This window comes from Mariniluteicoccus flavus (assembly GCF_054776655.1).
The window spans coordinates 642,789-655,988 of sequence record NZ_BAAHBN010000001.1; the positions used below are offsets into that span (position 1 = coordinate 642,789).

12 protein-coding genes, 2 pseudogenes and 1 other annotated feature are annotated in these 13,200 nt (G+C 70.4%); of the genes and pseudogenes, 3 read left to right on the top strand and 11 right to left on the bottom strand.

All coding sequences use genetic code 11. The features are described 5' to 3' along the window. Window positions 1-39: 39 nt before the first annotated feature. The 8 genes from groES to ACYVAG_RS03225 form a co-directional block, all read right to left on the bottom strand. Window positions 40-336 (bottom strand): co-chaperone GroES, encoded by a 297-nt coding sequence (gene groES / locus ACYVAG_RS03190; RefSeq protein WP_460766387.1) that lies wholly within the window; start codon window positions 334-336, stop codon window positions 40-42. A 192-nt stretch (window positions 337-528) separates the two neighbouring features. Then, entirely contained in the window at window positions 529-1,560 is a 1,032-nt protein-coding gene (locus ACYVAG_RS03195) for an NAD(P)-dependent alcohol dehydrogenase (protein WP_460766390.1), read from the bottom strand. Window positions 1,561-1,592: 32 nt separating this feature from the next. Further along, window positions 1,593-2,930 (bottom strand): class I SAM-dependent methyltransferase, encoded by a 1,338-nt coding sequence (locus ACYVAG_RS03200; protein WP_460766393.1) that lies wholly within the window; start codon window positions 2,928-2,930, stop codon window positions 1,593-1,595. 1 nt (window position 2,931) lies between these two features. Beyond that, on the bottom strand, window positions 2,932-3,975 hold the full coding sequence (gene tsaD, locus ACYVAG_RS03205) for a tRNA (adenosine(37)-N6)-threonylcarbamoyltransferase complex transferase subunit TsaD (RefSeq protein WP_460766396.1): 1,044 nt from the start codon (window positions 3,973-3,975) through the stop codon (window positions 2,932-2,934). After that, a complete protein-coding gene (locus tag ACYVAG_RS03210) occupies window positions 3,968-4,531 on the bottom strand; it encodes a GNAT family N-acetyltransferase (RefSeq protein WP_460766399.1) in 564 nt (187 codons plus the stop codon). The genes tsaD and ACYVAG_RS03210 overlap by 8 nt, the downstream gene beginning before the upstream one ends. Next, window positions 4,528-5,202, bottom strand: coding sequence for a tRNA (adenosine(37)-N6)-threonylcarbamoyltransferase complex dimerization subunit type 1 TsaB (gene tsaB, locus ACYVAG_RS03215; protein ID WP_460766401.1), 675 nt, complete (start codon window positions 5,200-5,202; stop codon window positions 4,528-4,530). The genes ACYVAG_RS03210 and tsaB overlap by 4 nt, the downstream gene beginning before the upstream one ends. Next, the gene (tsaE, locus tag ACYVAG_RS03220) at window positions 5,199-6,182 is read right to left on the bottom strand and encodes a tRNA (adenosine(37)-N6)-threonylcarbamoyltransferase complex ATPase subunit type 1 TsaE (protein WP_460766404.1); all 984 of its coding nucleotides are present in this window, start codon (window positions 6,180-6,182) and stop codon (window positions 5,199-5,201) included. Before tsaE ends, tsaB begins: the two co-directional genes overlap by 4 nt. 17 nt (window positions 6,183-6,199) lie before the next feature. Then, complete coding sequence (locus ACYVAG_RS03225) at window positions 6,200-8,530, bottom strand: DEAD/DEAH box helicase (RefSeq protein WP_460766407.1); 2,331 nt, start codon at window positions 8,528-8,530, stop codon at window positions 6,200-6,202. Window positions 8,531-8,860: 330 nt separating this feature from the next. Between ACYVAG_RS03225 and ACYVAG_RS03230 the strand changes: the two genes are divergently transcribed. Together ACYVAG_RS03230 and ACYVAG_RS03235 are read left to right on the top strand one after the other, a co-directional pair. Beyond that, window positions 8,861-9,997, top strand: a complete 1,137-nt coding sequence (locus ACYVAG_RS03230) for a glycosyltransferase family 4 protein (RefSeq protein ID WP_460766411.1) — start codon at window positions 8,861-8,863, stop codon at window positions 9,995-9,997. Window positions 9,998-10,030: 33 nt separating this feature from the next. Continuing rightward, window positions 10,031-10,417 (top strand): annotated as a pseudogene (locus ACYVAG_RS03235) (transposase); the annotation flags it as partial. A gap of 279 nt (window positions 10,418-10,696) precedes the next feature. Here the strand turns inward: ACYVAG_RS03235 and ACYVAG_RS03240 are convergent. Further along, window positions 10,697-10,957 (bottom strand): annotated as a pseudogene (locus tag ACYVAG_RS03240) (IS3 family transposase); the annotation flags it as partial. Next, window positions 10,865-10,993 (bottom strand) — a sequence feature (AL1L pseudoknot). It overlaps the preceding pseudogene by 93 nt. Window positions 10,994-11,439: 446 nt before the next feature. Here ACYVAG_RS03240 and ACYVAG_RS03245 point away from each other — a divergent pair. After that, on the top strand, window positions 11,440-11,793 hold the full coding sequence (locus ACYVAG_RS03245; RefSeq protein WP_460766414.1) for a helix-turn-helix domain-containing protein: 354 nt from the start codon (window positions 11,440-11,442) through the stop codon (window positions 11,791-11,793). Between the two features lie 5 nt (window positions 11,794-11,798). On the opposite strand, the gene ACYVAG_RS03250 is transcribed toward ACYVAG_RS03245, so the two are convergent. Further along, window positions 11,799-12,194 carry a hypothetical protein gene (locus ACYVAG_RS03250; protein ID WP_460766417.1) on the bottom strand — a complete coding sequence of 132 codons (396 nt, stop codon included), beginning with the start codon at window positions 12,192-12,194 and terminating at the stop codon, window positions 11,799-11,801. Beyond that, entirely contained in the window at window positions 12,191-12,886 is a 696-nt protein-coding gene (locus tag ACYVAG_RS03255) for a Hint domain-containing protein (protein WP_460766420.1), read from the bottom strand. Before ACYVAG_RS03255 ends, ACYVAG_RS03250 begins: the two co-directional genes overlap by 4 nt. Window positions 12,887-13,200 lie beyond the last annotated feature (314 nt).

Genomic DNA, 13,200 nt, shown 5'->3' on the forward strand with positions numbered 1-13,200 from the left:
AGGGTCAGTGCTCCTCGGTGATCAGAGTGGGCCGAAGCGTCACTTGGAGACGACGGCGAGGATGTCGCGCGCGTTCAGGAGGAGATATTCCTGACCGTCGTACTTCACCTCGGTGCCGCCGTACTTCGAGAAGATGACGACGTCACCCTCGGCGACGTCCATCGGGATGCGCTTGCCGGAGTCGTCCACGCGGCCGGGGCCGATCGACAGGACCTTGCCCTCCTGCGGCTTCTCCTTGGCGGTGTCCGGAATGACGAGACCGGAAGCGGTGGTCTGCTCGGCCTCGAGCGGCTGAACGAGGACGCGGTCCTCGAGCGGCTTGATCGTGACTGCCACGTCAAACCCCTTTCAATGTCTTGATGGTCAACGGGTGTCAAGGCCCGGGGCGTCGTCGCGGGTGCCGTCCCAGGTTGTTGGCACACTCACGGGGAGAGTGCTAACCCGAATCTAGCGCGGGGCTGGCACTCGGGCAACCCGAGTGCCAATCAGACTTCCCACGCCAGCTGAGCGACGAAGGAGTCGAAGCCCTCAGACGCGCACGACCGACTTCAACGTCGCCGGGTCGCGCGTCGAGGCCAGCGCCTGCTCGACCTGGTCGAGGCCGAAGCGGCTGGTCACCAGGCCGTCGAGGTCGACCATGCCGGCGGCGGCCATCGCGATGGCGGTGGGGAACGTGTTGGCGTACCGGAACGTGCCGGTGACGACGAGCTCGTTGGTGTGGAGCTGGCGTACGGGCATGGGCAGCGACTCCGGGCCCATGCCGACCAGGACGACGTGGCCGGCCGGGCGTACGGCCGGGAAGCCGCGGCGGATGGCGGCGGGCGAGCCGGAGCACTCGATGAAGGCGTCGTACGCGGGCTCCGGGATCTGGCTCGTCGGGTCGGAGGTGTTGACCGCCACGGTCGCGCCCAGTTCTTCGGCGCGGGCCAGGCGCTGGTCGGAGAGGTCGGTGATGACGATGCGGGTGGCGCCGAGGGCCTTGGCCACCGCAACGGTGATCAGCCCGATGGGGCCGGCGCCGGTGATGAGCAGCGATGATCCGGCGCCGACCTCGGCCTTGCGACAGGCGGAGACCGCGACCGACATGGGCTCGACCATGGCGGCGGCGTCATCGCTCAGGTGATCGGGCACCGGGTGGGCGCACTCCGCCGGGAGGGCCACGAACTCGGCGAGGGCGCCGTCGACGCCCGGCGTCGCGAGGAAACGCAGCTTCTCGCAGAGGTTGTAGCGCCCCGCCAGACAGCTCGCGCACCGGCGGCACGCGATGGTGGGCTCGAGGGCGACGCGCTCCCCCACGCGTTCGGTCGGTACGCGGTCCCCGGCGGCGACGATCGTTCCCGAGGCGGCGCGCCCGAGGACGAGGTCGCCGTCGAGCGTCAGCTCGCGATTGCGGCCGTGGGTGAAGTAGGCGACATCGGACATGCTGACCGCGACGGAGGCGACCCTGACGAGGACGTCGCCGGGCCCCGGCCGGGGCACGGGGCGCTCGTCGACCCGGAGGTCGCGCACGCCGTGGAGCACGCAGGCGCGCATCGTGTCCGGCAGGTCGATCGCGCTCACGGTGGGCCGTCCCTCGCTCGAGGTCGTTGGGGTCACCCCGAGCCTAGCGAGCCGGTGGTGGGCTCGCGCAGGCGCTCCGCGACGATCGCCATGGCCCCGGCGGCGGTGGGGGTGAGGATCAGGGTCGCACTGTTCGACCCGGCCGGCTTGAGGCGCTTGCGGAGGACCGCCGGGTCGACGTCGATGCCGCGCTTCTTGATCTCGAGGGTGCCGACGCCGTGGTCGGCGACCCAGCGCCGCAGCGCCTTCTCCTTGTAGGGCAGGACCTCGCGGACGGCGAAGGTCGTGACGAGCGGGGAGGCGACCGGCGCATCGCCGGTGAGGTAGGCGATGCCGGGGTCGATGCGGCGCAGTCCGAGGTCGGCGGCGACCTGGTCGAGGACGCCGGACCGGATGACGGCACCATCGGGTTCGAAGACGAAGGCGCCGAGGGGGCCGACGGCTGAGCGAGCGCCCTCCGCCACGTTGGCTGAGCGAGCGCCCTCCTCCACGTTGGCTGAGCGAGCGCCCCCCTCCACGTCGGCTGAGCGAGCGCCCTCCCCCACGTTGGCTGAGCGAGCGCCAGCGAGTCGAAGCCCACCCTCCCCCACGTCGGCTGAGCGAGCGCCAGCGAGTCGAAGCCCACCCACCTCCACCCCCGCCGGCAACAGCACCGCCCCGAAGCCCTCGAACCCCTTGCTCCACAGCGATACCTCGACGACGTCGCCGTGGTCACTGAGCCACCGCGCGCCCACACCGTCGGGCACCATGCGGTGCGGCAGCGCCGGTCCGAGCTTCACGCAGGCGCCGGCATCCCTGGCCAGTAGGGAAAGCACGAAGTCCCAGCCCGGCGTGAAGTCCTCGGCACGCCAGAGCCGGCCGCGGTCGTTCCGGCGGGCGGGGTCACAGTAGGCCGCCTCGTCGTCGGCCAGGTCGACGTCCTCGGCGCGTCCGGTCACGACCTCCACATCGTCGCCCAGGTTGGCCTTCGCGAGGATCGCAGTCGCCTCGTCGAGCTCGACCGCGCGTACGCCCAGCCCGGCGTCGCGGAACGCCGCCGCGTCGGTGCCGAGACCGCAGCCGAGGTCGGCGACCCGGCGTACGCCGGTGGCCGCGAGCGCCTCAGCGCGCCAGTGCGCCACCGCGGGACGGGTGGCCTGCTCGAGCCCGGCGGGGGTGAAGAACAGGTCCCGGGCGGCGTCACCGAACTTCGCGACGGCCTTGCGGCGCAGGGATTCCTGGGCCAGCGCCCCGGCGGCGAGCTCGGGTGGGTACGCCTTCCGCATCGCCGTGGCCGCCGCCAGCGAGGTCGGGTCGGCGTACGCCCGCGCGGCCTCGAGCGCCTCGCGGCCCTCGGGTGAGACGAGCGTGCGCGCGAGCTGGGCGTCCACGTCAGACCAGGATCCGCGACACCGGCAGCCCGGAGTCGGCACCGAAGTCAAGCCCAGAAGGCTTTCCACCCGCGCGTACGACCTCGGAGCCGAGGACCGCGATCATGGCGCCGTTGTCGGTGCACAGCGCCGGACGCGGGCGGCGCAGGGCGATGCCGTGGTCGGCGCAGCGCTCCTCCAACAGCGAACGCAGCCGCGCGTTGGCGGCGACGCCGCCGCCGATGAGCAGAGAGTCGACACCGAAGTGGCGGCAGGCATCGACGGTCTTGGCGGTGAGCACGTCACACACCGCCTCCTGGAACGACGCGCAGACGTCGGCGACGGGGATCTCCTCGCCCGCGCGCTCACGCTGCTCGACCCAACGGGCGACGGCGGTCTTCAGGCCGGAGAACGAGAAGTCGAAGCGGTGCTTCTCGAGGTCGTGGCGCGCGGTGAGCCCCCGCGGGAAGGCGATCGCGCGCGGGTCGCCGTCGGCGGCGGCACGGTCGATCACCGGGCCGCCGGGGTACGCCAGCCCCAGAACGCGGGCGACCTTGTCGTACGCCTCCCCCGCCGCGTCGTCGATCGTCGAGCCGACCTCGGTGATCGAGGTCGCGATGTCGTCGACGCGCAGCAACGAGGTGTGACCGCCCGACACGAGCAGCGCCATCGACGGGGTGGGAAGCGGCCCGTGGTCGAGGAGGTCGACGGCGACGTGGCCCGCGAGGTGGTTGACGCCGTAGAGGGGCTTGTCCAACGCGTACGCCAGGGTCTTCGCCGCCGAGATGCCGACGACGAGGGCGCCCATCAGGCCGGGCCCGGCGGTCACGGCGATGCCGTCGAGCTCGGCGAGGTCGACGTCGGCGGCCGCGCAGGCGCGCTCGAGCGTCGGGACCATGGCCTCGAGGTGGGCCCGCGAGGCGATCTCGGGCACGACGCCGCCGAAGCGGACGTGCTCGTCGACCGACGAGGCGACCTCGTGGGCGAGCAGTTCGTGGCCGCGGACGATGCCGACGCCGGTCTCGTCGCAGGACGACTCGATGCCGAGGATCAGGGGGTCACTCACGGTCGTCTCCCTCGGAGTCGGTCGAGTCGTTGTGTGTGCACGCGTGGGGCTCGTGGCCCGGCGTGTCGACGCAACTCGTGCAGTGGTGTGCACAAGTTGGGTCATGGGGGAGGTTGGGGTCATCGGTGAGTTCGCGTCGCAGGATCACCGCGTCGACGCCCGGGCCGTAATAGCCGCGGCGGCGGGCGATCTCGACGAATCCCTGCTGGGCATAGAGATGCAGGGCCGCGACGTTGTCGTGGCGCACCTCCAGCAACATCTCCTCGCACTCGGCCTCCCACGCCGCGGCGACGCCCGCCTCGACGAGCTGGCGCCCCAGACCGCGGCCCCGCTCGGCCGATGCGACGACGACGCGGTTCAGGTCGGCGACGCCGCCGACATGCTGCACCGTGATGACGCCGGCGACCGGCTCACCGGCGACCAGCACGTCGCGGTTGTCGGCCTCGAGCTCGGAGCGCCAGGACGCCTCGCTCCAGCGCTCGCCGGGCGGGAAGCCGTCCGCCTCGAGGGCGACGATGGCGGGAAGGTCGGCGAGGACGGCCAGTCGAGGAGTCACGGCCGCCTCCCCCGCACCCGCACCGGCGGGGTGACCAGCGTCGACTTGCGCCGCGTGGACACCACCGCATCGGGGCGGCGCAGATAGAGCGGCTCGGTGCCGGCCCCGGGGATCTTCCGGCCGAGCGCGGCCAGCAGCCCGGCGTCCACGGTCGTCGGGCCCTCGACCGCGCGCGTACCCATCACGTCGGGATAGACCCCGGCGCCCGGGCCCACGACGGGCAGGTCCGGAAGGTCCTGCGGCGCGCTCACCTGCGGCTCGCCGACGCGTACGCCGTCGGCCGCGTACTGCGCCCAATAGAGCTCCTTGCGGCGCGCGTCGGAGGCGACGACGAACGGTCCGCCCACACCGCCCCCCGCGTATGCCCGCGCCACGACGTCCAGCGAGCAGACCCCGTGCAGCGGCACGCGCCGCACCGACGCGAGCACCTGGGCGGCGACGATCCCCACGCGCAGGCCCGTGAACGGACCGGGCCCGAGCCCGACGCAGACCAGCGACAGATCCTCGAGCGACGCGCCGGCCTCGGCGACCGCCTCGCGGACCAGCGGCACGAGCTGCTCGACATGGGCGCGCGAGTCCTCGACGGCCCGGCGTGCGAGCACCTCGCCGTCGCGGGCCACGCCCACGCGGACGTCGGTCGACGTGTCGAGGGCGACCACCAGTCCGGTCATCGTTCTCCTTCGTGCGTGGGGATTGCGGGAGTCGCGTACGCGGGGGCCAGCGCCTCCAGCGACCCATCCTGCCACCGTGCGCCGATGCCGGTCAGATAGACGCGGCGGCCCTCGTCGCCGTCGACGTCGCTGCGGCGGATGTCGATCTCCAGGCGCGCGTCCGCGAGCTGCTCGGCCAGGCCTGCACCCCACTCCACCAGCGTCACCGACCGGTCGGCCGTGACCGCGAGGTCGATGTCGTCGAGCTCGTCGGCCGATCCGAGCCGGTAGGCGTCCACGTGCACGAGGTCAGGCCCGCCGACCGTCGACCGGTGGACGCGGGACAGGACGAACGTCGGGGAGATGATCGGGCCGTCGACCTGCAGGCCGCGTCCGATGCCCTGAGTCAGCGTCGTCTTGCCCGCGCCGAGGTCACCGCTGGCGATGACGAGGTCACCGGCCCGCAGCACTTCGGCGAGGCGTGCGCCGAGTTCGTGCATCGCCTCGCGCGTCGCGGCGTCGGCCACGACGGGCAGCCGTCGTCGCAGGACGAAGCCGTGCTCGAGTTCGCGTACGCGGGTGTAGCCCTGCCGCTCCCACCACGCCACGACGTGCGGGAATTCCCTGCGGGCGAAGAGTTCCGCGACCGCGAACCCCTCGTCGGCGGCGACCTGCTGGACCGCCGCGACCATCGCCGCACCGACGCCGTGGCGCTGGAAGTCGGGATGGACCGAGACGCGCTGGAGCGTCACCACGCCGGGCTCCCCGGTCGGCTGCAGGCCGATGAATCCGGCGGGACGCCCGTCGACGCGGGCCACGACACCGGCCCCGGCGGCGATCTCGTCGGCGACCGTCTCGGCGGTCTCCGACAGCGCCGGCGGGGGCGGGTCGACGTGGGCGCGGGCGCCGAAGGCGGCGTGGACCACGTCCACGACACCCTCGGCGTCCGCCACCTCGGCGAGCGACAGCTCGACGGGGAGTGTTTCGTCCGATGCGTTCACCGGTCCATCACACCCGATCAGTCGCGCGAGCGCCGACCCTGTCCACGGTTGAAGCCACCGCGGCGGTCGTCGCGTCCCCAGGACTTGCCGCCGCGGGCCGGGCGCGACTTGCGCTGGGCCTTGGGCGGGGCGATGACGGCCGCATAGTCGGCCTCGGAGATCGCGTCGCCCTCCGGCGTACGCGCCCCCGTGAGGTCGCCGAGCAGGTCGTCGGACGGGCGCAGCTCGATCGGCTCGGCCTTCACGCCGGCCTGCGACGTGAGGCGGAACATCTCGCGGCGCTGGTGCGGCAGCACGATGGACGCCACGACACCGGTGCCACCGGCGCGCGCGGTGCGGCCGGCGCGGTGGAGGTAGTCCTTCGGGCCCATGGGCGGGTCGACCTGCAGCACGAGCGAGACCTCGTCGACGTGGATGCCGCGCGCGGCCACGTCGGTCGCGACCAGGACGGGCACGGTGCCGTCCTTGAACGCGGTGAGGATGCGGGCGCGAGCGCCCTGGGTCAGGCCGCCATGCAGTGCACCGGCCATGACACCGGCGGTACGCAGCTGCTCGGCCACGCGGTCGGCGCCGCGCTGGGTGCGGACGAAGATGACCGTACGCCCGTCACGGTTGGCGATCGCCGCCGTCATGGCGTTCTTGTCGTGGGGCAGCACGTGGAGGATGCGGTGCTCCATCGTGGTGACCGAGGCGCGGTCGGAGTCGACCTCGTGGGTGACAGGGTCGGTCAGGTAGCGCTTGACGATCCGGTCGACGCCGCGGTCGAGGGTGGCCGAGAACAACAGGCGCTGGCCGTCGGCCGGCACGGCGTCGAGGATCGTCGTGACGGCGGGCAGGAAGCCGAGGTCGGCCATGTGGTCGGCCTCGTCGAGGACGGTCACCTGGATCTCGGACAGGTTCGCCGCGCCCTGCTCCATCAGGTCGATGAGGCGTCCCGGCGTGGCGACGACGATGTCGACGCCGCGGTCGAAGGCCTTGAGCTGGGGGCCGAACGCCATGCCGCCGGCGATCAGCGTCGCCGACAGGCCGACGACCTGGGCGAGCGGCGCGATCACGTCGGCGACCTGGAGGGCCAGCTCGCGGGTCGGGACGAGGACGACGGCGCGGGGGGCGCGACCGACCTTGCCCTTCTCACCCTCGGCGAGGCGGGCCAGCATCGGCAGGCCGAAGCCCAGCGTCTTGCCGGAGCCCGTCTGTCCGCGGCCGAGCACGTCGCGCCCGGTGAGCGCGTCGGGGATCGTCGCCGCCTGGATCGGGAACGGCGTCGTGATGCCCTGCTGGTCGAGGGCGCCCACGAGCGCCTTCGGCAGGCCCAGCTGGGCGAAGCTCGCGTCGTCGGCGACCGTGGCCTCGTCGACCTCGGCGACCTCGGTGGCCTGCCAGCTCATCTGGTCGGCGTCGTTGTCGTCGAAGCGGTCGCGCTGGTCGCGGTCGTCACGATCGAAGCGGGGACGGTCATTGCGATCGTTGCGGTCGAAGCGGGGACGATCGTTGCGGTCGAAACGGTCGCTGCGCTGCGGGCGGTCGTCGCGGTCGAAGCGCGGACGGTCGGTGCGCTCGAAGCGGGGACGGTCGTTGCGCTCGAAACGATCGTTGCGCTGCGGGCGATCGTTGCGCTGCGGGCGATCGTCACGCTCGAAGCGCGGACGCTCCGTGCGCTCGGGGCGATCGAAACGCTCGTTGCGGTCGCCCGCGTGGTCGTCGCGGAAGTTCTTGCGCAGCTCGCGCGGCTCGGGGCGCAGGCCCTGCTTGTCGGGACGCGGACGGTCGTGGTGGTGCGCGGGACGCGACGCCGAATAGGGCTTGCGGGCGCCGCGGTCATTGCGGTCGAAGCGGTCATTGCCGGCACCGCGGTCGCCGCGCTCGCCGCGATCGTTGCGCTCGAAGCGGTCGTTGCGGTCGCCGCGATCTGCACGGTCGTTGCGCTCCGGGCGCGCGAAGTTGCGGCCCGCGCGGTCGGCGGTGCGGTCGTCGCGCTTGCCGAAGCGGTCATCACGACGATCGAAGGAACGCTCATTGCTGCGGTCGTCGCGCTTGCCATAGCGGTCGTCGCGCTTCACCGAACGATCGTCACGGCGATCGAACGAGCGCTCATTGCTGCTGCGGTCGTCACGGCGGTCGAACGAGCGCTCATTGCTGCTGCGGTCATCGCGCTTGGCGAACCGGTCGTCGCGGCGCTCGGGCGAACGGCTCTGGCCGCCGCCGCGGCGGGGGGTGTGACCGCGCTCGGCGCGCTCGGCCGGCGACCAGCGCTTCTTGGGCGTGCCGTCGACCTTGAAGCTCTTGGGGGCCTTCTTCGCAGCGGCCTTGGCCTTGCTGCGGATGGGCGTGGTGGGACGTTTGGACATGATGCACTCACTTCTCTGGACTCTCGTGGTCCGCTGGTCAGGTGCGTCAGCGGCCAGCCCACGGATCCACACAGTCGTGTGGTGAAGAAGTGGTGGCGGAAGACGAACCCAGGGCGCCCGCCTCGGCGGGTTGGCCTCGATGTTCCGGTCTGCGCTGCGCAGCCGGGACCGCACTGCCTGAGCCATGGAGCCAGTCAGTCGCGCGATCGTTCCGGACCACCCTACCACTGGGTCACTCGCTACCTGAAATCACCGAATCGTCACCTCGAGTTGGCAGACATGTCGCTCGCCGGTTGGGGCGGGCGCCGAGCGACCGGTTACGTTGGGTCTGTGCGGGTAGCCATCGTCACCGAGTCGTTCCTGCCGCAGGTCAACGGAGTCACCCACTCCGTCCTGCGGGTCCTCGAGCACCTCCGCGACCAGGGCCACGAAGCCCTGGTCATCGCGCCGGCTCATGCGGGTCAGGCGCCGCGGGAGTACGCGGGTTTCCCCGTCGTCGGGGTCGCGTCGGTCTCCCTGCCGGGGTACGCCCAGGTGCGCGTCGGCGCGTCGCCCCAGTGGCGGTTCGAGCGGGTTTTCGCCGACTTCCAGCCCGACGTGGTCCACCTCGCGGCTCCCTTCACGATCGGCGAGCGGGCCGCGCAGGCCGCCCGGAGCCTCCTGATCCCGTCGGTCGCGATCTATCAGACCGAGATCCCGTCGTACGCGAAGGCGTACGGCTTCCCCCAGGCCGAGCCGCTGCTGTGGAAGTGGGTACGCAACGTCCACCAACTCGCCACCATGACGCTGGCGCCGTCGACGTTCGCCCGCCAGCAGTTGGTCGACATCGGGGTGCAGCGCGTAGGCCTGTGGGGTCGCGGCGTCGACTCGACCCGGTTCCACCCCGCCAAGCGTGACGAGGCCCTGCGCGCCCAGCTCGCGCCCAACGGCGAGCGGCTGATCGGCTATGTGGGCCGGCTGGCGTACGAGAAGCGCGTCGACGACCTCGAGGTGCTGGCCGACCTGCCGAACACGCGCACCGTCATCGTGGGCGACGGCCCGATCCGCGGCGAGCTGGAGCAGATCCTCCCCCGCGCGGCCTTCCTCGGCCAGTTGACCGGCGACGACCTTCCCCGCGTGTTGGCGTCGATGGACCTGTTCGTGGCGCCCGGTGAGCTCGAGACGTTCTGCCAGTCGATCCAGGAGGCTCTGGCCTCCGGCGTGCCCGCGATCGCCCCGGCCCGCGGCGGCCCCATCGACCTGATCGACTCGTCCCACACCGGCTGGCTCTATGGGCCGGGCGACCTCGCGTCGATGCGCTCCCACGTGCGCGACCTGATCGGCGACGACCGCAAGCGCGCCCAGTTCTCGCTGAGGGCCCGCGAGGCCGTGGAACACCGCACGTGGTCGTTCATGGTCGAGCGGCTGCTGGGCTACTACGAGGAGGCCATCGACGTGGCGGCCTCGGAGCGGGCAAGGGCGGCCTAGCTCCTCGTCCAGAGGGGATGCGCAGCCCGCGTCGAGGCTGGGAAGAAATACCCGGCCGCGGTCGCCTCGTGGGAGAACGCGTGGGAGCGGTTCGTCCCGTTCCTCGCGTTCGGTCCGGCACGGCGCAAGGTCATCTACACCACCAACAGCATCGAGTCGCTGAACTACCAACTCCGCAAGATCATCAAGAACCGCGGCCACTTCCCCTCCGACGCGTCCGCGATCAAGCTGCTGTGGCTGGCGATCCGCACCATCGAGGACAAACGCGCCCGGGAACGCGCCAATGAAGCCGGCCTCCCCAAAGGCACTGCACGCAAAGCCCCCGGCAAACTCGTCGAAGGCTCCGTCATCCAAGGCTGGAAAGCCGCCCTCGGCGAACTCGCCCTCGTCTACCCCGACCGAATCAACCCCTACCTCTAACCCACCAGACCACCACTTACACAGAAACCTTGACACGCTCCCCACGATCCGGCGGGAGAACACGTCGGTGACAAACGCGGTGAACGCCATCCCCGACCACGTCGGAACATAGGTGAAGTCGACCACCCAAAGCTCGTTCGGCCGGTCCGCGTGAAACTCTCGCTTCACGTGATCCCCAGCCCTGGGCACGGAGTCATCGGCACGTGTGGTGATGAACTGCTTACCGCGGCGAATGCCGCGCAGGCCGTGCTGGCGCATGAGGCGCTCAACCGTGCACCGCGCAACGACAATGCCCTCGCGTCGCAGCAACCGCCAGACCTTGCGGGCACCGCTGATCCCGCGACCGAGGTTGCGGTCCCAAAACACCCGCTCGATCTGCACGACCAGTTCCGCGTCGCTGACGGCTCGCGCGGAGGCGGGCCGGGTCTTGAATGCGTAGTAACCGGACGAAGCGATCTTCACCCCGTGCTCTGTGAGCACGCGGCAGATCGGCTCGACCCCGAACCGGTCACGATGATCGTCAATGACCTGAACTACCACGGCAGTCGCGGGTCGAGCTCCCGCGCGAAGAACGAGGAGGCCGCCAACAAGATCTCGTTCGCCCGCTTCAACTCACGCACTTCCGCCTCGAGCTGCTTGATCTTCGACGCGTCATCTGTCGTCGTCCCCGGCCACTCGCCCGCGTCGATCTGCGCCAGTTTCACCCATCCGCGAAGCGTGTCCGCGTTCACCCCCACGCGTTGCCCGATCCGGATCAGTGCCTGGTTCACAGACACCTCCGGATTCTCCTTCCGCGCCTCCTGCACGAGCCGCATCGCTCGCTCCCGCAACTCCAGCGGATACTTCCTTGGTGCTGGCATAGCCCTCATCCTCTCGGGATTTCAGACCCTCTACGAGACCCGGGGCGATTCAACGACCCCGCCGAAGCGGGCATCTTGACATGAGTCAACAGGCCGGCACCCAACAAGGAGGCTCGAAATGACGGCACACGTGAAGCCCGTAACACTCCCGGGCAGGTGGCCATGGCGATCGGTGAGCAGATCAAGACCCTCCGCAAGGAACGCGGATGGTCCCAAGCCGACCTCGCCACCAAGATCGTCGGCGACGCCGGCCAGATCAGCCGCTACGAGAACGGCAAGATCACGCCCTCGGTCGAAGCGATCGTGAAGTTCGCCGAGCTCTTCGACGTCTCCGTCGACTACCTCCTCGTCGAAGACGCACACAGGCGGCCGTTCCGCCAGACCCACGACGAACTCGGCACCCGGCTCGCCGACCTCGACAAGCTCAGCGACGCCGACCGCGCCGCCCTGCTCCACATCCTCGACGGCCTACTCGCCAACACCCGCATCCGCCAAGCCCTCCACACCGCCGGCTGAAGGGTCTACGGCTGTTGGCCTGGCAGCGTGAGGGTCGCCTGCCGGCACGTGACCTCGACTCGACGCTCGCCCTCCCAGAGCACTTCAAAGCAGACCCCATCGTCCGACGGGGTGACACGGACCCGCGCGACCTCGCTCAGTCCCCAGTTGATGCGCTCGGGATGCTCAAGCATTCGCGGGGTAAGTGCACCATGAAGACTCAGATCTTGAACTCCCTCGAGGTCGAACGTCACCTGAAACGGTTCCTCCAACACGCGGCCGTTCCGATCGATGACCAGCGTGAACACCACACGTACCGAGTACCCGAAGTGCGTGAGGGACAACTCGTCCATCAGCGACTCCCACAGGTTGTCGACCTGCGGTAACCAATCGTTGATCTCCTCGAGCGTTTCGATCTTCATCGCGAGTACACGAAGATGTCGTGAGAACCGGCACGGCCCGTGGGAACGTTCCCGAACTCATCAAGCCAGTTGCCACCGGCGTTCCGAACGCGGACGTCCCACTGACCTCCACGGCTCATGATCCGCACCTCCTCGCCCGTGCCGTTGACGAATCGGTAGCCCGACTTGTTGTCGGCCAGGCCCTGCTTGAAGCCGTTGTCGAGCAGCCCGGAGCGGATGTCCGCGATAGACCTTCCGCGGACGCTCCCACCACCGAAGACGCTCGTCAGCCCATCCGATGCCCCACGAAGCCCCGTCGGGCAAACCGCGTTGTGGACGAGCACGTCCCCGGCGCCGACGAAGTAGGTGTGCAGGCCCTGAACGGTGAGGTTGTAGGCAGTCAGGTTCCGCTCGCTGATGCCGACGCTCTCAACCGCGAGCCGGTCGTCATCGGCCATCACCACCACGTCGCCGGGCTGCAGGTCGATCGCGTCGACCCACTCGCCGCGAGACTCGACCCAGAACGGGTGCCGATCGGTCGCGTCGATCGTGGACCCATCGGCAAGCTGGACCGCGACCATCGTGTGCAGTCCACCGTGCTGGATCAGGTCGATGACCTTCCTCGGTCCGCGCTCTCCGGTGATCGGGTCAGTGGACATTACCCAGTCGCCGAGCTTGACGTCCTTGATCGGCTTCCGGGTGCCGTCGGCCATGAGCACGAGCGTGGTGCCGGTGAAGCTGTTCAGGCAGGTCCTCACTCCTGCGTTTGCGGCAACACCGGTAGCCGCCGTGGTTACGGTCCGACAGGGATTGTTTCCTAGCTGCTGACTAGGGGTGATACCTTCCGGGGGCTCGACGGGAACCTCGATGGTGATGCTGGAAGCCCGGACGCGGTTTTCAGCCCCGACCTCGGTGGCCGCGGACGCGGTTGTGGCCAGACCGAGGACAGCCCAGACCGCGACCAAAGCAGCTAGGAAAACACGCACCCACCACCGTGCCAAGACAGGGGGCCGGGGTGGGGTCATGA

Bases quoted from the DNA above. Each gene is read 5' to 3' on its own strand.
- tsaB (WP_460766401.1), bottom strand. From the start codon at position 5,202: ATGACCGGACTGGTGGTCGCCCTCGACACGTCGACCGACGTCCGCGTG.
- ACYVAG_RS03225 (WP_460766407.1), bottom strand. From the start codon at position 8,530: ATGTCCAAACGTCCCACCACGCCCATCCGCAGCAAGGCCAAGGCCGCT.
- ACYVAG_RS03245 (WP_460766414.1), top strand. From the start codon at position 11,440: ATGGCGATCGGTGAGCAGATCAAGACCCTCCGCAAGGAACGCGGATGG.
- ACYVAG_RS03250 (WP_460766417.1), bottom strand. From the start codon at position 12,194: ATGAAGATCGAAACGCTCGAGGAGATCAACGATTGGTTACCGCAGGTC.
- ACYVAG_RS03255 (WP_460766420.1), bottom strand. From the start codon at position 12,886: ATGGCCGACGGCACCCGGAAGCCGATCAAGGACGTCAAGCTCGGCGAC.